Consider the following 21,615-nt stretch of genomic DNA (forward strand, 5'->3'; position numbering starts at 1 on the left):
GAGTCGACTCGGATGTTTTCTCAGTTCTTTATACGCAGGCCGGTGTTTGCATCGGTACTGTCATTGCTATTTATTATTACCGGGGGCATCGCCGTATGGCAGTTGCCCATTACTGAATATCCAGAAGTGGTTCCGCCTACTGTTGTGGTAACTGCCAATTACCCGGGGGCTAACCCTCAGGTTATAGCCGAAACCGTAGCCTCACCACTGGAGCAAGAAATAAACGGTGTTGAAAATATGCTGTATATGTCGTCGCAATCTACCGCAGACGGCCGTATGACACTTACCGTTACCTTTGCCATTGGCAGTGATGTGGATTTAGCGCAAAGCCAGGTGCAAAGTCGCGTAGACAGAGCATTACCGCGCTTGCCACAAGAAGTACAGCGACTCGGCGTGATCACCGAAAAGGCCTCACCAAACCTTACTCTGGTTGTGCATCTATACTCTCCTAATGAACGCTATGACATGCTGTATCTGGCTAATTACGCAACACTCAACGTGATTGATGAGCTGGCCAAAGTCAAAGGCGTTGGTCAGGTTCGCCAGTTTGGTGCGGGCGAATTCAGTATGCGAGTGTGGCTTGATCCTTCACGGGTGGCGGCGTTAAACCTGACGCCTGTAGAGATTTCGAATGCTATCCGCGAACAAAATCAACAGGTTGTGGCCGGAAGCCTGGGCGCTCAGCCGGTAGCGAGTGCCGATTTTAATATTCTGATGAATGTGAAAGGGCGCCTGGACAGCGTTGAAGAGTTTGAAAATATCATCATCAAAGTCGGCGATAATGGTGAGATTAGCCGCTTAAAAGATGTTGCACGCATAGAGCTGGGGGCCGATTCCTATGCGTTGCGCTCAACCATTAACAATAATCCCGCGGTGGGAATGGGCGTGTTTCAGGCCGCAGGATCGAATGCAATTCAGATTTCAGATGATGTTCGCGCTACCATGGAGCAGCTTTCACACAACTTCCCTGAAGGGGTCACTTACGAAATCGCTTACGATCCAACCGTTTTTGTAAAAGGTTCAATCAAAGCGGTAGTCAAAACCTTGCTTGAAGCTGTTTTGCTTGTGGTGATTGTTGTTGTTTTGTTTTTACAAACCTGGCGGGCTTCAGTGATTCCATTGGTCGCCGTGCCCGTATCACTTATTGGTACCTTCGCATTTATGCAGTTGATGGGTTTCTCACTCAATGCGCTATCGTTGTTTGGTTTGGTGCTGGCCATAGGGATAGTGGTTGATGATGCCATTGTCGTGGTTGAAAACGTTGAAAGAAATATTAGCGAGGGGTTATCACCGTTTGATGCCACAGTTAAGGCAATGAAAGAAGTCACTGGCCCTATAGTCGCTACGACGCTGGTACTGGCATCGGTGTTTATTCCAACCGCTTTTATGACCGGCCTTACCGGCCAGTTTTATAAACAGTTTGCGCTCACCATTACCATTTCTACCTTTATTTCTGCGATTAATTCACTAACGCTGAGCCCGGCTTTATCGGCACTATTATTAAAAGGCCACGACGCCCCAAAAGACCGTTTAAGCCGGATCATCGATACGCTATTTGGCCGTTGGCTATTTGCCCCGTTTAATCACTTTTTTAATAAACTTTCCCGAGGCTACGGGTTTGTGGTTAAAAAGGTTATTCGTGGTGGCGCGTTGGTTGTTACACTTTATATTGTGTTAGTAGGCATCACCGGATTGCAGTTTCAAACCACACCGTCGGGCTATATTCCGGCGCAGGACAAACAATATCTAATCGCTTTTGCCCAATTACCCAATGCCGCATCACTGGACCGGAGCGACCGTGTAATTAAAGAAATGACATCTATTGCGCTGGCCCATCCAGGGGTAGAAGCAGCGCTTGGCTTCCCCGGACTGAGTGTGAACGGTTTTACCAATGCAACGAATAGTGGCATTGTGTTTGTCATGCTGTCTGACTTCGATGACCGCAACGATCCCTCCCTGTCGGCAAATGCAATTGCCGCAGAGCTAAACGGCCAGTACAGCAGCATTGAAGAAGCTTTTGTGGCGATATTCCCACCGCCACCGGTAATGGGACTGGGAACCATAGGCGGCTTTCGCTTGCAAATCGAAGACCGGGCAGGGTATGGCTTTAAAGAGCTTAACGACATTACCTCACAAGTAATGCAAAAAGCTTATCAAACGCCTGAACTGGCCGGAGTATTCTCCAGCTACCAGGTTAATGTTCCGCAACTGGACATTGCCGTTAACCGGGATAAAACCAAACAGCAAGGCGTGGATCTCAATCAGTTATTCTACACCATGCAAGGTTACATGAGCTCAACTTACGTAAACGACTTCAACCTGTTTGGTCGCACCTTTCAGGTCAACATGCAAGCTGATGAACAGTTTCGCGCATCTGCTGAGCAAATAGGGCAGTTAAAAGTGCGTAATAACCATGGTGAAATGGTGTCACTGGACTCGTTTATACAGGTAAGAGATATTGCCGGACCTGATCGTGTTATGCATTACAACGGTTTTACTACTGCCGAAATTAACGGTGGTCCGGCACCCGGTTTTAGTTCCGGCGAAGCACAAGCTGCTATTGAGCGTATTCTGCTCGAAACATTGCCTAACGGCATGACCTACGAGTGGACAGAGCTTACTTATCAACAAATCCTCACGGGTAACGCCAATTTGTTGGTTTTCCCGCTAGTGATAGTGCTTGTTTTTATGGTACTGGCTGCCCAATACGAAAGCGTTCGATTGCCGATGGCAATAGTGCTTATTATTCCGATGACATTATTATCAGCGTTAAGCGGCGTGCTGCTTTATGGTGGCGATAACAACATTTTGACCCAAATTGGCCTCATTGTACTGGTAGGACTGGCAACCAAAAATGCCATCCTTATTGTTGAGTTCGCTAAAGAGTTACAGGATCAGGGCATGACCATAGTGGATGCTATTTTAGAGGCCGGTCGACTGCGTTTACGCCCAATATTAATGACCTCTATTGCTTTTGTAATGGGCGTTGCACCATTGGTATTTTCTTCTGGTGCCGGTGCAGAAATGCGCCAGGCCATGGGAGTGGCAGTGTTCTCTGGCATGATAGGCGTAACCGTATTCGGGCTCTTACTCACCCCGTTATTTTACTACTATCTGGCAAAGCGAGTTTCGGTGAATGCTGCACCGGCACAACTTGCACATAAGGAAACAACCAATGAATAAACACTGCCATTATATAAGTGCATTGGTGTTATCCAGTGTGCTATCAGCCTGTACGGTTGGTCCTGATTACCAACCACCTCAACAGATTCTTTCCGTTAATATGGAGAAAAGCTATCAGCCAGTGTTTTCACTATCGACATGGTGGGATAGGTTTAACGATGACCAGCTAAGCAGGTTGATTGAACAGGCACTAGCCGAAAATCGCACTATTATTCAGGCTTCCGCCAACGTTGACCGGGCTTATGCGGTATTTTCGGGATCACAAGCCGACCGCTTGCCAAATGGTACAGTATCCGGCGGTTATCAGGCCTCGAGAAATGCTTCATTGCTCAGCCAGGATAATGGTATAACAATGCGAGGGTTTACCAACGGACTAAGCCTCAGTTGGGACACTGACTTATTTGGCAAATTACAGCGTGCTACTGAAGCTGCTAAAGCGCGAGCCGAGCAATCTGCTCTGTTGTGGCAAGACGCGCGGTTACACATTGTTAGTCAGGTGGTAAAGAGTTACGGCCAATACCGAGGCGCGCAGCTACGCCTGACTTACGCTGAGATGAATTTGCAGTTCTTGCTACAAAGCAAAGACATCATTCAGGCACAAATGAACGCAGGTAGCGCCACTAGACTAGAAATGGCTCAAATCGATACACAGATATATCGTGTTAAAACAGATATTCCGGCTATTCGTATCGCCTATGCTACGGCTAAAAGTACACTGGCTGCGTTACTGGCAACACCGGTACAGGAACTACAAATAAGTAGTTCTGCATCGCTACCACGCTTAAGCCAGCCGGCTTCCATTGCCGACAACAGCAACTACTTAAAATTTCGGCCGGATGTGGCAAGCGCTGAACGCAACCTGGCTGCGAGTACCGCACTGATAGGTGTCAATAAAGCCGATTTATATCCGTCACTGACAGTCAGTGGCTTCCTTGGATTCATTTCGTCACCGGGACTTGCGTTAAACAATGCCAGTGAGAGCTGGAATACCGCTCCGACGATACAGTGGTCTGGGTTGAATATGGGTGCGGTAAAAGCCCGTATCAAAATGGCCGAAGCTGACGCGGATATCGCCATGGCACAATACGAGCAAACCGTGATCAATGCGGTAAACGATATGCAGTTATCGTTAAACAATTATCAGTTGAGTCGCGAACAACTGGCTAATGCCGAGCGTCAGTTTGACAGCAGTCAGCAGGCGGTCGCCATATCCCGTTCACAATATAAGGCGGGTAAGATTGATTTCTTACTTTTGCTTGATAGTGAAAGAGAATTGCTAACAAGCCGCGATCAACTCGCACAAATAGAGCTGTCGCATTTTTTGCGGATGGTTGACGTATACAGGGAATTCAGCGGAGCAGTAACACTATAAATGTATTCGTATTAACATAGAAAATGAGTGCAGCTCCGTGGACCGGGTGAGAATTTTTTGCCAGATAAGGTCTACGGAGCAGTCAGCCAAGCCCCCTCAACCGTCCATACACCTTACTGCGCATAATGTATATTATGTTAAATTAGCTATTGAATGATAGTTTCCCTGTTCTGCTACTGATGATTGCCACACAAAGCGAGATTTTCTGCCAGCAAGAGATTTCTGGAACTAAAGTATGTATCAGCCTTCCGATTTTATTCTACGTAGAATGATTCAATTGAGGCCTTTCCTGTAACCTTGCCAAACAACTCAGTAGTCATAACGCTTTCAAAAATTTTGACCACTTCATCTGGCACTACTTCGTTATTATGTTGAAATAATACTGCATCATGCATAGGGATTAAGATTTGAAGTCCATTAATTTTTGAAATCTCTAAAAGAGCTTTTTTGAAAATATATGTCGCAGTGCCTTGTATTACATGATTAACGGCACTACGTTTCTCTTTTTCTGTAGGCTCTGAATTCGATTGCCTATTGAGATTATTTGCAGCAATTGTAGAAACTCTTCCTTCACGTGAGAAATCACTAACGACCTTTGCTTTCCAAGCCTCAAAGACAGAGAACTCTGAGAAGTAGTCACTTGCATTTTTCTGGCTTCCACCCATTTCACTAACAGCAATAGAAATGTTCTCAACTGACATACCATAAGCATAAGATAAAAATAATTTTTTAGCCGTTTTCCTCATTCTTTTATCATTAAATACATAAAGAGCAAAATCAGTATAAGTATCTTTATTTTCATATATATGCTTCATTTTTGGGTCGGCTGAAACAGCAGCCATAATACCAACTTCAAACTGATCATAATCGATATAACAAAGCATCATCCCTTCATCGGGTATGAAAATATTCCTGTATTGTTTAGATATGTTCTGTAGATTTGGCGACCGATGATAGATTCTGGATGTAGATGTCCAATGAGATTCTACTATGGGCGTCAATCGATGATACCTGTATGATATAGAATTAAACGCCCGATATGTTTTATGAATTTTTTGCAAACTTCTTAAATCACTGGAAAAGCCGTCTTTTGAGGGTAATAAATCTAGTAAAAAATCAAGACTATAACCTTCTACTTTGTAACCTACCTTTACCAGCTTTTCCTTAATTTCGTCATTATTCGGTATTTCATAAAGTACATTATGCTTTTCTGCGAACGATTTCAGTTTCCTGTAATAATCCAATTTAAGATTGTCTTTAAGTTCACGAAGTAAAGCATTATTAATACGAATACCTCTGCAAGCCGAAAGCGTTAACATGTTAAAAAGCGGTAGCTCCAGGCTGTAAAACCTTTCAAGCTCACCTAAATTTGAAGCTAATGTCGTTACTTTTTCATAGTATTCAGCTAACTTATGTGCAAAGAGCATATACACGTCATGTAGCAAATCATTTCGCCGATAATACATACTCATGTACTGCTCAAAGTCGTCAGCTGATTTATATAAAGGCTTTATAGTTTTTGATATGTCCCATGGCTGAATATCCCCTCTTACTGATTTTACTCCAATAACAATTTTGGATAACAAAACGACATCAATAATATTGGTTGGCAAGCTGCAATGTTTCTTAAATAAAGAGCTAGAAATTAACCAATAGTCATGTGTAACAAGTAAGCAATCAAGTGCTACAATTTTTTCTGAAGATACTTCACTGAAAGCTTCACCATCGTATATAAAATATCTATCCTCTCCACTTTCGGAAAAATCTTTCTGGTACGTGAGATATATTACTTTTTTATTACTCATATGGTGATAACTCATCATAGATCTCATCGATAGTTGTCATATCGAAATCCTTGAGATACACAGTATCGCCTCGGAAACTTTTATTATTCTTGAGTCTTGATACAGTTCCTCGAAGCCTATAACCAACCTTCCCGAACATAGGTTTAAGTTTTACATTTGGTGTATTTTGAAGAGCTATTAAAAAGTATCTTTGATGTTGATATGGCCAAGTTTCTTGAAAGACTGGAATGAATTCTTCTACAGTTTTTTCTAGCCCGATCGATGCAAGATAAATGAAACACGCAGGGACTTCAGGTCGATTTATACTTTGTCCTATTAGAGTTTTACAATGTTCTACCAACTCAATTGAATGGAATTTCTTGTATGCCAATAGCAAAATTAAGTGATAATTTTGCCATCCGTGGATCGCTACATCTTTATCCAAAACAAAATTGGCTATTAATTGGTTTTGTTCTTCAGAAAGATCAAGTTGCATCAATAGTTTACAGAACTGGTCAGTTGAAACTGGTTGCCTATCAAACTCCTTGATTAATGTGTCGGCGATTTGATTTGCTAAAATTGACTTTGAGTCAAACAGATTTGACGAAATAAGTGTTTTGAATCGGTTAATACAATAACGGAACGGTCGACTTTGTGTTTCTCCATCTTCAATCTGTTTATTCAGAAAATCAAATAATACAGGAATAGATCGAGCTATAACTTTCTTGCTCTTAGACTTCCACATAGTATCAATAAGAGTCATTGTGTCATCAGAGCTTGGAAAAAACTCTTGAATGTTTTCACTATACTTATCAAGAATAACTGTTTTCTTAGAGTTTATATTTAAGCCAAGTTTTCTTAGCTCGAATATGAGATCGTTTAGTGCTCTTTTTGCTTGATGTTCGTCGTTACATATTATTCTAATATCATCAACATAACGAAAATAATCATAACCTTTTTCGACCATTTTCTTATCAACAGCATCTAGTACCACATTTGCAATAAATGAGGATGCATCTCTATTTTGCGGTAAGCCATGTCTTTCACTGTAACACCACTTTTCAAGTAGAGTCCTCAACGTACTAATCGCACTTCTAACTTTATTCTTATCAGCTCCACTGCCTTGAATTTCAGAGATCAAGTTCACAAATGCATGTTCTATTGCATCTATCGATATTTGTTCAAAATAATTGAGCAGGTCTGTTACTAATAGAGTCTTTTCGTCAATCAGAGCAAGTTGACTTATATTCTCGAAGGAATTCCATAGCTCAATCCTATGCTTAAAAAGGTACTTTTCTTTTCCATATTTATTATAGCGGTGACTGAATACACGATTAGATAATAATGGGTCGAAGTATGGTATTAGGTACGTACAAATTGCCTGATAGAGAAATCTATCATAAAAATCTAATTCTAAAGTATAGCGAAGCCCTAACGCCCTTTTCGGAACATCATAGACAGCTTTATAACCAGATTTGTATTCACCATGATTTATCTCAAGATTTTGAGATAGTATTTCATGAAGGTTTTTCCCATTAGATAAGAGATCTTCATAACGAACAGCATCGTAAAACCAATCATCTCTCATATCCTGACGGAGGTGCTTTAGTGTGGCACCTATGTTAATTGGAAACGCAAGTAGGTTTTCATTCTGTAGTCTAGTCACAAAGTACCTGTACTTAATTAATTTGATAGCTGGATTGGTCTGAACAGACTGGTTCCACACATTGTGCATCTTTAATTCGTTTCAATCTTTTTTCCTCCCACTCGGACATAGGATCTAATTTGTCCCAATATAAATACTGGAGCTTTTCTGCATCAGATAAAGTTACGCTGTACTCTTTCGCCATATAGAGATAAATCCGTGCAATGTCCCCTTTAACTTCATTGGATGGCTCAGTAGTATCCATAGCGAAATCATTCTCAAAATCACACTTGCCATATACCCTCTCCTCACCAGGAATTTCACCATAGGCATGATTTGACCTGTCGCCGTTTAGCTCGCCAATGGCTGGCACTAGGTTCATGAGGTCGTTGTGAGCCTTTTTGAACTCAGGATGGACTTTATACGCGCAATCACGGCCGCTCAGAAATTTCCCATCTGATTTCTGGCATTGAGGATAATTCTGCGGGTTCATCCACCCATCCAGATGACCACCAAGTTTTTCTGCTGGAACAACATGTTCCCACTCAATGCGTGAAATCCGTGCGTTTGGTTTGTTGGTGCTGGTAATGGGATTTCGTGGCGTATAGCCACAGGATGCTGGCATGACCATGGTTTCCTTTTTATCGCCATCACCATCGATATCGCTGGCGTCGTCAAAAACGAAATCACACTGACAATAAAAGGTTTTTAGGTGGTCAAAATAAACTAATTCTTCAGCCATTTTCTTAGCGGAAGAAAAGCTTCCTGGATGATCAGCTAGGGCGTTGAAACAGAGGCATAAAAAGGTGAGTAAGCAAAGTTTGCTCGCGACTTGATTCATTCTCATTTGGCACCTCCCTATCAAACCCCAGACTCAACTTGTCCGTGTTTATATCCTTTATGTTTACAACTCTACCAGATAATAACTCAATTGCATGAATTTCTTGATGAAACTCCCCTACTTCTTCAGTTTCATAAGTAAGGAAAGCTCGGATGGGGAGTGTCATGTACACACGAAATAGTGCTTCATATTCATTAATAGATAGGGACATTGGTCTGACTCCTTGAGTAAGAATAGAAGTTTAACCTTACTTTGGTTTACACCATTAAAATACTGGTCTGAAGGAGTGAAATTGGAAAGTGTTGGCCCTGCATTACGCCGCTAAAATGTAACAAAATGTTTCAGACTAGACATGAAACTCTTAAAAAGGAGGTGTTAAACTTTTAAAAAGTGAGTGCCTGAGAATAAAAAATAATCACAAAACCTTTAAAAAGAATATGCCCTTTCTCCTCTAGCCCTTATCCCGCAAGGTTTTGCAACTCATTGATTGAGTGGTCAAATTTTAACCGGAAAGTGATGAAAATACTTCAACGTAAACCATTGATATTGGCTACACTGCTGCGAACTGGTTAAAAAAACAGTTATGAAGTGTCTCCCGCCGAGGGGAGTTCATTTGCTAACGGGTTAACTTTTAAACTTAGCATTCTTTATCTATATATCAAGTAAAGAAGCCCGTTGTTGAAGGCGAAAATTTTTTGGATGGAAGTCTGATGAAACACATCACTACACACCATTGCTTGGACGCGTCGACACAAAAATGGACTAATAATATAAACCTGGTTTCGCGGCATATTCCTTTTCCGCGCTTCATCACAACAAGTCATGTCATGGCGTGGGGTGCGATATGAAAGGCAGAAACATCCCCCGTTATTCACGGCAACATTATACGATCCACCTTTGCTCTTATAAAATGGGCTTTACTGTTAAAGTTGAATCCTTCGCAGAATTACTTTACGCCTATCAATGTGAGTTTAGTCAGCATGTGAGGCAATATACCTCGCAACCAGCTAGCTTCTGGTTCACTATTGACGGGAAAGAACGTCGTTATACGCCAGATTTCTTGGTCGTTATGAATGATGGCACTACGAAATATGTTGAAGTTCATTCCCTGAGTGCAATTAGCGAACGATTGGGTGAAAAGCTCGCTCATTTTCGAAATTTGGCGCTTACCAATAATTGGGAATATGACATCGTCGATGCCCCTAAAATCGGCCAATCTGAACAATCTTACCTTCAGAATTGTGCACGCATAAATAGTGTTCGCACAAAACGGCTTCCAAAAAACATTGAAGCGCTCTCCTTTCCAACAACAATTTCATTCGGTGAACTCATTAGCTACCTTAAAGGCCATTCCAACGCCCCCGTTCAGGACGCGATGGCATTGCTTGCTCAAGGAATATATAAGATTCCTAATCGCGATTTGGTAACGTCACTAGTATTGTCACGGGGTGATTTATGAGTGCTGACTTCGTCTTTCCCTTATCAAATACTCAATTCACCAATGAGTATGGCAATATTGAGTCTATATTATTTGCTGATTCAGACTCGGTGATGATGTCTGGCGATGAAATTCAGACATCAAAACGAATCTTATCTCGCGAAAAATTAAGGGAGCAAATCAAGAGCCAAAAGCTATTCACCAGGCATGTAACCCAAGCCTCACACATAAAACTTGAGCCGTATCAAATACAACAACGAGACGAACGTTTAAAAATTGTCACTGTATTAAATGAGCTAGTCCAGGAAGGTTATAAATACTCACGTGAAGATACGTATTCACTACTCAAGTCCAGAGTTCTTGCACGCCATCCTGAGTTTCATGGCAAGGCATTCCCAGGAAAATCGACGATTTGTAAGTGGATGTACAAGTGGAATAAAAAATCCCAAGACAATGATGCTCTCTGTGGTGTTAAGAGAAGCCGGAGTAACAAACTTACGCCAGCGACAGAAGCGCACCTTGAACATTTTGTAGCCACTATATTTAGTGATTCAGGGTCGAATATCATAAAAAACCACTATAAGGCCTATCGTTCAGATGCATTAGAAGCCGGTAAATCAAATGCGTCACTCCACCCTGCCTCAGAGCGTACGTTTTACAGGCGACTTTCCAAGATGGCTACATTAGACACTTTACTCAAAAATAAAGAATTGCCGCCTAAAATCAGAAATAGACTGTTGTTAACCTGCCAACAGAAAATCCGTACGGTTGCGCCGCTTCAACGGGTGGAAGCTGACAGGATGGTTGCTAACATGTATCTGCGCGATGATAAAACAGGCAAACCGATTGGTCCTATTAGTCTTTATTTCGCCATTGATGTCCATACCAGAGCGATACTCTCGACAATGATGACTTACGGCTCAGAGCAATCTGAAGATGTCCTTAATTTGTTGCGACACTGCGTCTTACCGGACATTAACAATCCTTGCAAAGGATTACCTAAGGTATTGATATTCGACAATGGTAGCGGTTTCAACAATGAACTGATGATTAAAGCGGCACAGCGGATGGGGGCGCAATTAACATTTGCGCCATCTAACGCACCTCAGAAGAAGCCTTTCGTTGAAGCACTGAATGACAAGGTTCGAATCGAATTCTTTCAAGGTTTCAGGGTTTATTACCCTGACGACAATAAACAGACTATTGGCTTCATCAGTTATAACGGAAAGCGATTGAATTCTGCTGAAGGCGATTCGTTTGACTCAGCAAAAATAGCTGACATTTATGAATCAGATTTTAAAGAAGCGTTGGCAAAATATGTGATTAGCTATAACAACACACCACACAAAGCATTAAACGACAGTACACCGGTTGAAGTGTGGCTGCGTGAAACGGCCAAGCGGCCAGATTTACTGTGCATGGATTACGACAGTATGAGCCGTGCCTTTCATGTGAAACGAGCGAAAGCCAATACTGTCATCAATCATAACGGCTCCGTTCGAAGCAATAAAATGGATTTCTATAGTGATGAGTTAAAAGCTTTTTACCTGGAACATACAAAGTATGTCGGTAAAACGAAATCGCTCACTTGTGACCTTCATTACGATCCGTTTGATTGTCGGACGGTAACGGCGGTCGTCACTGATGGCAATACCTCAAAAGAAATTATTTTAACCAATACGATAGCGGATATTGCCGAATCGCTAGCCCCTGTAAGCTTTTATGAAGCACTCGAACAAGATCAGGATACCATACCTATACTCAGTAAAATTAGGTATGACGTTAATGACGCTGATTTCGACCGGTCAATTCGTTTATCAACCGTATTCAGACCAAAGCCAAAAGTTTCATCTTCAGACGAACCAGGGAAAAATGAGCGTCCAGTGGTAGAAAACATGCCTGAACGCACTTCGGAAGAAGGTACGACCTTAATTGAGCAGATCATGAAACCAAGGCATAACGAAAACGCCCACGCAATCACTAAGCCGTCTATAAAAAATGAAGAGTTTGCACAAGGCAAAGTCACACCGCTGTCGAAGTTCGAATCTGACGATGAACCAGACCTTTTCTGATTAGACCAAGAATAAAACTATGAATAATTATCAGCTAATGGACATCTTCCTGTCACCATCAACTTCGAATGCACTTAAGGGTATCGAAGGCGTTCACGGTGTGTTTTATGAAACCGACGCTGTTAAGAAAGGCGTCCTCATCCATGCTGACTCTGGACAAGGCAAAACCTTTCTGGCTAAGCATTACATTAAGCGCTACCCGCCAATCAAAAACGATGAGTTAACCACTATTCCTATCTTTCATTTTTCGTTTAAGTCACCCAAGAAAACCGGAGATGAAATACTTAAGCTACTCATCGTCGCGTTAGGCAGTGATGTGCCAAAACGCAGTGCCACTTCTGCCGATTTAGAATTGCAATTCATACATCTATTGAAAGAAAAACAAGTTGAATTAATAATTTTCGATGAAATCCAGGCGCTAGTGACAACCTACGATGGTATTGAGTTTCAGAGAATTATTAAGTTCTTTTGCTGGGTGTTAGATTGTGAAGAAATACAATGCTCCTTTGTGATGATGGGCACGGAAAGCGCAAAGCGCTTTATGACTTTTGGAAAAACAGCTCCCAAACTTGTCGATACCGAGCACTTTTCGCGAAGAATGCGTCGCCCTATCCCATTACGATTGTTACGCCCTAAAAAACAAGAATGGTTGAACTGCGTTAATTGGTACATCGCCCGGTGCTGCCTTCCTCCACTCACGTTTCAAACCCATAAATCTTTCCTCTGTAGGCTTTACCTTGCCTACTATTACGAGAGCTACATGAGCACCCTGCGTGACCTATTGCTCAAAAAAAACTGTCAGCAATGCTCTACCATTGAAGAACTTATCCATGTTGTGAGAGAAAATTTTGATACTGAGTGTAAAAGCGACACTAACTACTTTGACCTTGAAGATATTTCCGACGCAAAAGTCTTTGATGAAATAAATAACATCAGTAAGACGGCTAATATGCCTAGTGGCTCAAACCATCCTGTGGGGATAAGCGTTTGAAGCTAAGTATCTTCCCTAAATCATTGCCCAATGAATCACGAATAAGTTACACGTTACGAATATTAAAGCGTCATGGCTTCCAAAACGTTCTTCACTACCTGTCAGTACCGGTTGTTAAACGCCTTGCCGCGGGTAACCTAGGAAATATCCCCGAATTGGATGCACTCCTACCACCAGGAGGCTTGAAGACAACGTATAACCTTCCATTCGCTAAATCATTACGAGTGGAATCACCCAAAGTCTGTCCTGACTGCATTAGGGATACTGGATATCTGAAAGATGAGTGGCAAAGTGCCTCAAGGGCGCACTGCGACGTACATAGTTCATCTCTCATAGACACTTGCTCTTATTGCAGTTCATCACTCTCATGGGATTTACACCTACTCTCAGCGAAATGCGCTAACCCACTATGTGGTAAACAGCTGAAATCTTTATCTACTGAGCATTGCATGGACGAGCAGCAGACGCTCGACTGTATCATGGCCTATTACGTCTGGCACAGCTGGCCGAATGCGATAGGTTTAAACCGTAATAAGCTAAGCTTTCAAGCGCCTTATCAAACTATTGTTGATTGGGGATATCGCTTTTTGAATCAGCCAGACAAGTACGAACAGTTGAATGAACACGTACGTTATTCATCACCAACGGCTTTGCCTAGTAGTTTTATCCAGGCCAAGTCACTCTTTTTATCGGCCCAGCTAAAAAGTATTTGGAACAACGACTCAGAGCTTTTGATTTCTTCAAATGAAAAGCAATTGAGCGTGAATTATGACTCACCATTTATTTTAAATAAATCAATGCTCATTAAAGTGCTTAGGATAACCAGCCTGAGTCTTGACCGGTTGCTAGAAAAGCAAATTATTGTGACATCGAATGGGCGAAGAAGTACGTCCTCATCACTATACAGCGTTTCGCCATTACTGACATTATTAGGCAAATATCATGAAGATGTTCCCCCGAACAATAGGGATAGTTTAGCAAACCAGAGAGTTACTCTCCTACGCAACGGTATCGACATCTGTGATGTCCTCATTGCGATGAAGGATAACGCGTTGGGTGTCACCTATCAGCCTATGGCTTGCCTTTTGACTTCCTTGTATGTAGAGCCTGAAGAACTTAACCAATGGGCAAGACGAGTCTTTCGTGAAAAGCAAGATGTTCAAATAACGTTACAACAAGCAACAGAGATACTCGGTATTACTCAACCCAGATTAATCAGTCTAAAACGAAAAGGGCTTTTAAAGCAGCCTGCTTATGACCAAACGGGTGATTTTGTGATGTTCGAAGATGTAAAACGTTTAGTATTTGAGTCGGAAAGACAGATTGCTCTTTTCCATACCAAGAATGGATAACAGAGAATACGCTCCCTGAATGAGAAATGTAAATCAGTGAACGGGTCATCTGAATAGTATGGCTCTTACACTATCAGACAGTTACTTATTAAAAATTGGACTTACGCTTTAGACAATGAGCAGTCATTCAATCTTATAAAACTGGATTTCTGCCATTGGTCATAAGCGGACATCGTGGTACTGGCTTGCCACGGACTGCTTTGTACGTATAGCAGACATTTTACCTTTCCCATGAAAATACAGCATATGGTTTTTCAACTGAAGCGAGTGTTACTATGATGTTTTAGTAATATGCTGTTAGCTTTCATGGAGATTTCGGGAAATATGAGAAGAAGTAATGTTTTCGGAGAAAGAGCGCTAAGGGACTTTCTTGAGGCGAGCAAATCGAATTTGGCTCACTCTATTGAATCCGAAAGGGATGATTACATTCTAAATGTTAACGAAGATGATTATGTGGCCCATAAAGTATCAGAGGCGACTGTCGAATATTTAGAAATTCATGTTGAAAGCATCTACGCTTCTTCTAGCGAACATATGATACCTGCCGAGAGTTTTCCTCGCGATTTTCAAGTCTATTCAGGTAAATCCTATAAAAAGGATGTGATTAAATTTCATGTTCCGATAAGTGGCAATATTCAGTTACTACACTGCATGCCCAGTAATAGAATTATGTGGACCATGGAGATAGAGGTTAGTCCTAATGAATTTTGCTTTGAAATAGTCAACTTCAGAGATAACGCTGATGAGATAGTTCGTAGAAAGGACGAAAACATCAGAAATATCATGCAGCAATATGAAAACGTGAAAGCCGAGGTGAAAAAAGCGAACGCTAGCTTGGAACAACATATTCGTAATGCATTTAATATGCGAAAACAGAGAATTCAAAAGAGCACTGGAGTGCTAGCTTCATTAGGTGTTCCAATAAAAAAATCTAGTGCGACATCAGAAACATTCTCTATTCCTGCGCCACAGAAGCGAAAGAAACCTATTTTAAATAGGCCAAGCGTACAGGAGGCGGGCTTTTCACAAGAGCCAAGCCTTGATCAGTCTACATATATAGACATCTTGAAATTAATCCACGATGTGGGAAAGGTATTTGAGCGGCTGCCTAGCTTGTACGCTGGAAAAGAAGAAGAGCATCTTAGAGATCACTTTCTAATGATGCTAGAGCCAAATTTTGAAGGTTCTGCAACTGGAGAAACATTTAATAAAACTGGTAAGACAGACATATTGCTTAGGCATGAAGGCTCAAATGTATTTATTGGTGAATGCAAATTCTGGAAAGGTGAAAAAAGCTTCTTAGCCACAATTAGTCAGCTATTGGGTTACCTTACGTGGAGGGATTCAAAGGCTGCGGTTATTATGTTTGTTCCGAACAAAGACTTTACCAGTGCGGTTGAAACTGCCAAAGAAGCATCTCTAAAGCATTCCAATTTTCTCAAGTACATTGATGAAAAAGATGAAACCTGGTTTAACTACGAGTTTCATCTTGATGGTGATAGAAACAGAGTCGTAAAGCTGGCAGTTATGCTCTACCACACGCCAAGGTAAAAGCTAACAAGGCGCTGCTGCCGGACAAATTTCCGCCGCGCTCCGAATTTGCCCCAAAGAGCGGCGTTAATGTCCGCTATTCGCTCATTTGAGCCTTAAACAGTGTCTGCCGAGACGAGAAATTGTCAGAAGTAGACATTACGACTAGATGTGGGGTTTTTCATGACGCAATCCCCGACACGAAACCTTCGACATGACACTGTCCATTTGTTTGTATAAGACAGCTTACGGAACTCAAAAAGTACACTATTTGTGTGTACTTTTATCGGCTGTATTTCTTGATTTTAGCTTGTCGCTCTTTTAACTGGGCGTCAGTTTAGGGTGGCGTTTCAACTGTGACTCCATCAACTCCAATTACAACAGTTGTACCGTGCTCTCTGGCAAGTCTGTGCACCTCAAACATTGGCATCGTAACAGGCTGCTTCACCAGCTTTCTCTATTTTTTCGAAGTCTTCTTTTTCCGTAAACTGTGCTTTTTTCTGGAATAGATGCCGTAAGTAAAAATTGCAACTATCGCGAGTGTCAGAATTGAATAACCTATCACTGCGTAATCGTTCATATTAACGTTCACCTCCTGAGAAGGACACCCAGGTCGCAAATGCCAGTAAAACCGCCAATCCGATTATGCCGATGATGAAGCCGTCGAGTGTCATGTATCACCTATAGTGTTGCCTATTCAGTGCTATTATAGTTAACTAATAACGAGTAATACACCGGAGGTAATACCGCAATGAGTATCATCCACGAGTTATAGGCCATTTTCCTCTCTCTACTTCCCATGTTAATTTTGGCTGTGGTTATTGTGGCGGGTGTGTCTTATGTTTACCGTCACCCTGAGGAATTATGAAATCAGCATCCAAAATTTCGAAGGTGAAATGACGCTATATGTAATTATCGGTATATCTCTTTTTGTTGTAGGTCTGACTGTCTTTACAGCTCATATTGGCTATCGAGAATGGAGGAAGAGTAAGAAGAATGGATAGCATACAGGTCATTGTGATTACATTGAGTATCGCAACGCTGTTAATTGGATATGTTGGTACAGCTTATGTACTCAGCAGACAGCCGAAATCAAAGGGAAAGAAATGATCTGGTTAGCAGTTTTCTTGGCGTTTATGCATGTTTTGCTGTTAAGTGCCGCAGGATTTTTTGTGATTCACAAAGCACAGTTACGGAAAAAACTGTAATTATTCGCTACTATTTGCTACTTAGATTGGTTCACGTGGTTTCTGTTGCTGAGAACCACGTTCAGGAAAATCTTGCCTCACCATAGGCTGCTCAGTACGTGAAGCCGCCGATCAGCCCCATGAAATATCTAGAGATGGAACGGTGTAAAAGCACTATGCCATGTAGAAGTTGTTTTAACCCCCAAATTAAAAAGGAAAATACAAAATTATCAATTAAAAGATGCCCGTCTAAACTTCAGTGAATACTCTTCGTTTTCATGTTGGAAATACATTTCAAATTCTCTTAGCCCCGCCTCCTTTAACTTTTCCGAGTTTTTGAAACTTAGATCGACTGGTCTGCTTGCTAGATATATAGAACCCAGCTCTGAGTCCGCGGGAGTTTTGTAGAACCGTGGGAAATAGTAGACTCCAACATTTATTTCTTTGTTTAAGTTGAACTCAGATATTTTAAATTGTGGCCCGTTTCCGAACGTGACTATTTCGTAAGCTGAATTCTTTTTATCCCACTTGAACAAGGCCCTGACGGTTGACTGATTAATTCTCCCTGTTTGATCATGAAAATTTTCAAGTTTGTCATTTAGATAATAGCCTCTATGCCAAATGCGTAGATGCCATATACCTTCCAATTCATGGTCTTCCACTATTGAAATACTATTCGCATAGATAGCACCAGTTGTGCCAAGTATTGAAGCTAGACCTGTTAGCCAAATTGATTTAACTATCCAAGGATCCTGAATATATATCACCGAAGTAACATGAAACACCCAAAGTGACAGCGTCAAGGCCGAAAATGCAATGCAATGCAAATCCATGATACTAATACGCGAATTCAACTCCGAAGTGCACCACTCGCTAAATTAGGCAGCCTTGCGTAATTCATTGAATATCGCGACAGGTTGTCTGAAGCCGAGACACTTTCTCGGTCTGGCATTTAATGCCCGTTCAATCTCAGCAATTTGCTTGTCCGTTACTGTCCGCAAATCGGTACCTTTACGTATGTATTGGCGAAGCAAACCGTTAAAGTTTTCATTCAGTCCGCGCTCCCAGGATGAATAAGGGTTCGCGAAGTAAATATCCGTTTTAAGCTTCTCTGCGACCAGCTCGTGGTCACAGAATTCGCTGCCGTTGTCCGCCGTGATAGTTCGGACATGACTGCGATATTTCCACAACATGCCAACCATGGCACGGGCCACATCGACTGCGCTTTTCGCTGGCACTTTGCGTATCAGATACAGCTTACTTTTACGCTCCACCAAGCTAACAATCGCGCCCGTTCCTTGCTTGCCTAAAACCGTGTCAGCTTCCCAGTCACCGAACCGCTTCTTCTTGTTCACGATAGCGGGACGATGCTCTATGCCAACGCGATTTGGGATAATCACACGCTTCGCGCGGCTACCTTTACGGTATCTTCGGCGGCTCTGACGTAGCTGTTTATACAACTTGCCACCACTTAACTTATCGCGCTGGACATAGCCATAAATCCACTCGTGACTGACGTGATGACCGATGATTTTACCTACACCAGCTATCTGCTCAGGGCTCCACTTTTCGTTAAGCCCGAACTCAACAAAAGTAATCGTCAGTTCAGATATCCTGTACTTTGCGGCCTGACAACGTCGTTTTAATGCCTTGGCCTGAGCGACTTCTGGTAGGTAATGGCTATCTCGAATTCGATTACGTTTAACTTCTCTACTAATGGTGCTGTGACTCACATTAAGACGCTTTCCAATCTCTCGATAACTGAAACCCTCGCGTAAGTAGGACTCGATCTGGTATCGTTGTCCTTCGATCAACTGCTTGTAACTCATGGTAATACTCTAATTGTTTGGCGACTTTAGAATACCACCAACAGGCAGTTGATCGTCTGTCACCCATTAACCATGAGTGGTGCACTTATTATCTGAATTCGGGTATACTAATCGGCGGCTTAGTAAACTGTTCCAACTGAAAAATACTAGCAACCACTTCTTCAGGTAAGACCATGTAAAAAATTACGATTATTGTTATAACTAAAACTGCAAAGATGAAAGTGAACGAAATTAGTTTTACAAGTATTTGAGTGATTACTATTTCACAGTATTGTTTAAACACTTCCGGTGACCAACTGCTCATTCTTGATTCCTTTTTGTTATTCCCTAGCTGCTCAATTACGTTTGTAATAGAGTAATTATCTTAGTATCAGTGCACTTCATAACCAAATTTTTTATCCTTAACAGTGTGTTGGGGTCTGAGACCCGTCGTTTTGGGCAGCTTTTCCCACGATTCAGATTTAGCGATTGATATTATGCAATCGGCAGGCTATAAAATGAGCAGTTGTAAATTAAATTATAACAGCCGATTTCTGGCTAATAATGTCATTTACCAAAAGGAATAGATGCGATGTCTGAAGGAAGAAACTTAGTTGTCTGTTGTGATGGAACATGGAATTCAGCAGATAACATGGACGGCGAATCTCCAGCACCGACGAATGTTTATAAACTCTTTTCATCTCTTGAAGCAGACAGTACAAACCAGTTCACTCGCTATCAGGCGGGTGTTGGAACCGAAGGTTTCATAGACCAGATTACTGGAGGTTTACTTGGCATTGGTTTGAATGAAGATATCCGGGATTGTTACCAATGGCTGAGCGATAAATATCAACCCGGTGACCGGGTTTTTTTATTTGGCTTCAGCCGGGGAGCATTTACTGCCAGAAGCTTAGGCGGCCTAATTGCTTTAAAAGGTTTAATGGATTTTGAACAGACACAGGCTAATACGGACAGTTCAAGACAAGATATTGTCGATGACCTATTTCAAAAAGCGTATAAAGAGGAGGATACGAGTTCCGACTACGTATTTCACCCTGAAACTGACAGCGTTTATTTTATAGGCGTTTGGGATACTGTAGGCTCATTGGGCATTCCCGATGATAAAGCTATACTGGACATGTTCGATAGACCTGAGAACTATAAGTTTCACAATACGAAGCTAAATAAGAATGTTAAATTCGCTCGCCATGCAGTCGCGCTAGATGAACGTAGAAGTAGTTTTAGCCCCACACTTTGGTCTGTGATACCGCCTACTTGTGACGTGAAACAAGTATGGTTCCCGGGTGTGCATTCTGATATTGGTGGTGGGTACAAGGAAACAGGCCTTTCAGATTGTACACTTGAATGGATGATCACAGAGCTAAAAGCACTGCCCCATAAGTTATTGTTTGATGATGAGATGATCAAGCAAATAGATCCAAACCCTCTGGACCTGCTACATAATTCGTACTCCGGCGTCATGACTGTGTTACGTAGTTTGCCAAGAGCTTTCCCTAATATTCTTAGTAGCTGCGATGTTAGTGATTACGCCAGAGACAGGTTTAATACCCCCCCTATTCAGCAAGGTAAATATTTACCTCATCGTGAGTTTATAGATAACAAAGTTAGTGTCGATATCTATGCAAAACACCGTTGGTATTGGACTGGTATTTATTTGGAAGAAGGCACTTACGAATGTACAGCTGAAGGTGAATGGGTCGATAGGACAATACCCTGTTCCCCGAAAGGAATGAATGACGGTAAATTTCATGTGGGTGAGCTGGTTCAAATGCTCGGTACGGTACTGGGCTGGTTCGAGACAGCTTTAAACCGGGTCCGCAATAATGAGCATAACGACGACTTTATTTCTGTAACAAAGCGTGTTGAAGAAGCAGACTGGTTTTCGTTAATAGGCGTAATTGCTAATCAAGAAAGCCCGAGAAATGATGGCGATCCACCTCCTCCACAAATCGAAATCATCGGCGACTCTGCAGTCATTTCCGTAGAAAAATCAGGTTATCTATATTGCTTCGCTAACGATGCCTGGGCAATGTACGATAACAACCGCGGCTACGTAAAACTTGATATTGAGAGGTTGTCTTAGGAACTCTGATTTAGAGGGTAGTTAGTACCGGCCGTTCGATTAAGCGAGAGGCCGACTTCATCCTCCGTTAAATAGTTTTTTGAACATGGAATACGGCATATCAGGCAGAGGATAGAGAGCGTCTATGTTGCTATGTATAGTATCGACTGGTGTTTCAACACATTTTAATAGCCGAGCACGGATTAATATCCCAAATCCCAATGCGATTGACTGTAATGACAACTGGTTGTGGTGGCCTATTCAAGCCACATTTCGGCGTCTTTTAGTTAAATTAGCTGTAATTCTGAGTTAATTTGATTGTTTTATTG

The 21,615-nt window shown here is 41.9% G+C and carries 12 protein-coding genes; 8 read left to right on the forward strand and 4 right to left on the reverse strand.

Annotated features, from left to right (window positions below; translation table 11 throughout):
- Nucleotides 1–12 precede the first annotated feature (12 nt).
- Entirely contained in the window at nucleotides 13–3,183 is a 3,171-nt protein-coding gene (locus tag AC2T0J_RS18620) for an efflux RND transporter permease subunit (RefSeq protein WP_489807246.1), read from the forward strand.
- Nucleotides 3,176–4,555, forward strand: coding sequence for an efflux transporter outer membrane subunit (locus AC2T0J_RS18625; protein ID WP_489807247.1), 1,380 nt, complete (start codon nucleotides 3,176–3,178; stop codon nucleotides 4,553–4,555). The genes AC2T0J_RS18620 and AC2T0J_RS18625 overlap by 8 nt, the downstream gene beginning before the upstream one ends.
- Before the next feature lie 254 nt (nucleotides 4,556–4,809).
- On the opposite strand, the gene AC2T0J_RS18630 is transcribed toward AC2T0J_RS18625, so the two are convergent.
- Genes AC2T0J_RS18630 through AC2T0J_RS18640 form a run of 3 tightly spaced genes read right to left on the reverse strand, consistent with a single transcriptional unit; the run spans nucleotide 4,810 to nucleotide 8,831 of the window.
- The gene (locus tag AC2T0J_RS18630; protein WP_489807248.1) at nucleotides 4,810–6,360 is read right to left on the reverse strand and encodes a DNA polymerase; all 1,551 of its coding nucleotides are present in this window, start codon (nucleotides 6,358–6,360) and stop codon (nucleotides 4,810–4,812) included.
- The gene (locus tag AC2T0J_RS18635) at nucleotides 6,353–8,005 is read right to left on the reverse strand and encodes an RNA-directed DNA polymerase (RefSeq protein ID WP_489807249.1); all 1,653 of its coding nucleotides are present in this window, start codon (nucleotides 8,003–8,005) and stop codon (nucleotides 6,353–6,355) included. Before AC2T0J_RS18635 ends, AC2T0J_RS18630 begins: the two co-directional genes overlap by 8 nt.
- 13 nt (nucleotides 8,006–8,018) lie before the next feature.
- Entirely contained in the window at nucleotides 8,019–8,831 is an 813-nt protein-coding gene (locus AC2T0J_RS18640; protein ID WP_489807250.1) for an endonuclease, read from the reverse strand.
- Between the two features lie 838 nt (nucleotides 8,832–9,669).
- Between AC2T0J_RS18640 and AC2T0J_RS18645 the strand changes: the two genes are divergently transcribed.
- From AC2T0J_RS18645 to AC2T0J_RS18665, 5 genes are all read left to right on the forward strand, one after another.
- Nucleotides 9,670–10,284, forward strand: a complete 615-nt coding sequence (locus AC2T0J_RS18645; RefSeq protein ID WP_489807251.1) for a TnsA endonuclease N-terminal domain-containing protein — start codon at nucleotides 9,670–9,672, stop codon at nucleotides 10,282–10,284.
- Nucleotides 10,281–12,335: a TnsB C-terminal domain-containing protein gene (locus AC2T0J_RS18650; RefSeq protein ID WP_489807252.1), complete on the forward strand. Its 2,055-nt coding sequence runs from the start codon at nucleotides 10,281–10,283 to the stop codon at nucleotides 12,333–12,335. The genes AC2T0J_RS18645 and AC2T0J_RS18650 overlap by 4 nt, the downstream gene beginning before the upstream one ends.
- Nucleotides 12,336–12,354: 19 nt before the next feature.
- On the forward strand, nucleotides 12,355–13,326 hold the full coding sequence (locus AC2T0J_RS18655) for a TniB family NTP-binding protein (protein ID WP_489807253.1): 972 nt from the start codon (nucleotides 12,355–12,357) through the stop codon (nucleotides 13,324–13,326).
- A gap of 449 nt (nucleotides 13,327–13,775) precedes the next feature.
- Nucleotides 13,776–14,678, forward strand: a complete 903-nt coding sequence (locus tag AC2T0J_RS18660) for a helix-turn-helix domain-containing protein (RefSeq protein ID WP_489807254.1) — start codon at nucleotides 13,776–13,778, stop codon at nucleotides 14,676–14,678.
- A 324-nt stretch (nucleotides 14,679–15,002) separates the two neighbouring features.
- Nucleotides 15,003–16,229 (forward strand): hypothetical protein, encoded by a 1,227-nt coding sequence (locus tag AC2T0J_RS18665; protein WP_489807255.1) that lies wholly within the window; start codon nucleotides 15,003–15,005, stop codon nucleotides 16,227–16,229.
- 2,044 nt (nucleotides 16,230–18,273) lie between these two features.
- On the opposite strand, the gene AC2T0J_RS18670 is transcribed toward AC2T0J_RS18665, so the two are convergent.
- A complete protein-coding gene (locus tag AC2T0J_RS18670; protein WP_489807256.1) occupies nucleotides 18,274–19,224 on the reverse strand; it encodes an IS30 family transposase in 951 nt (316 codons plus the stop codon).
- A 571-nt stretch (nucleotides 19,225–19,795) separates the two neighbouring features.
- On the opposite strand from AC2T0J_RS18670, the gene AC2T0J_RS18675 reads away from it, so the two are divergent.
- Nucleotides 19,796–21,307 carry a T6SS phospholipase effector Tle1-like catalytic domain-containing protein gene (locus AC2T0J_RS18675; RefSeq protein ID WP_489807257.1) on the forward strand — a complete coding sequence of 504 codons (1,512 nt, stop codon included), beginning with the start codon at nucleotides 19,796–19,798 and terminating at the stop codon, nucleotides 21,305–21,307.
- The last annotated feature ends 308 nt before the right edge of the window (nucleotides 21,308–21,615 follow it).

The sequence above is a fragment of the Alteromonas sp. ISO5 genome (assembly GCF_058105165.1).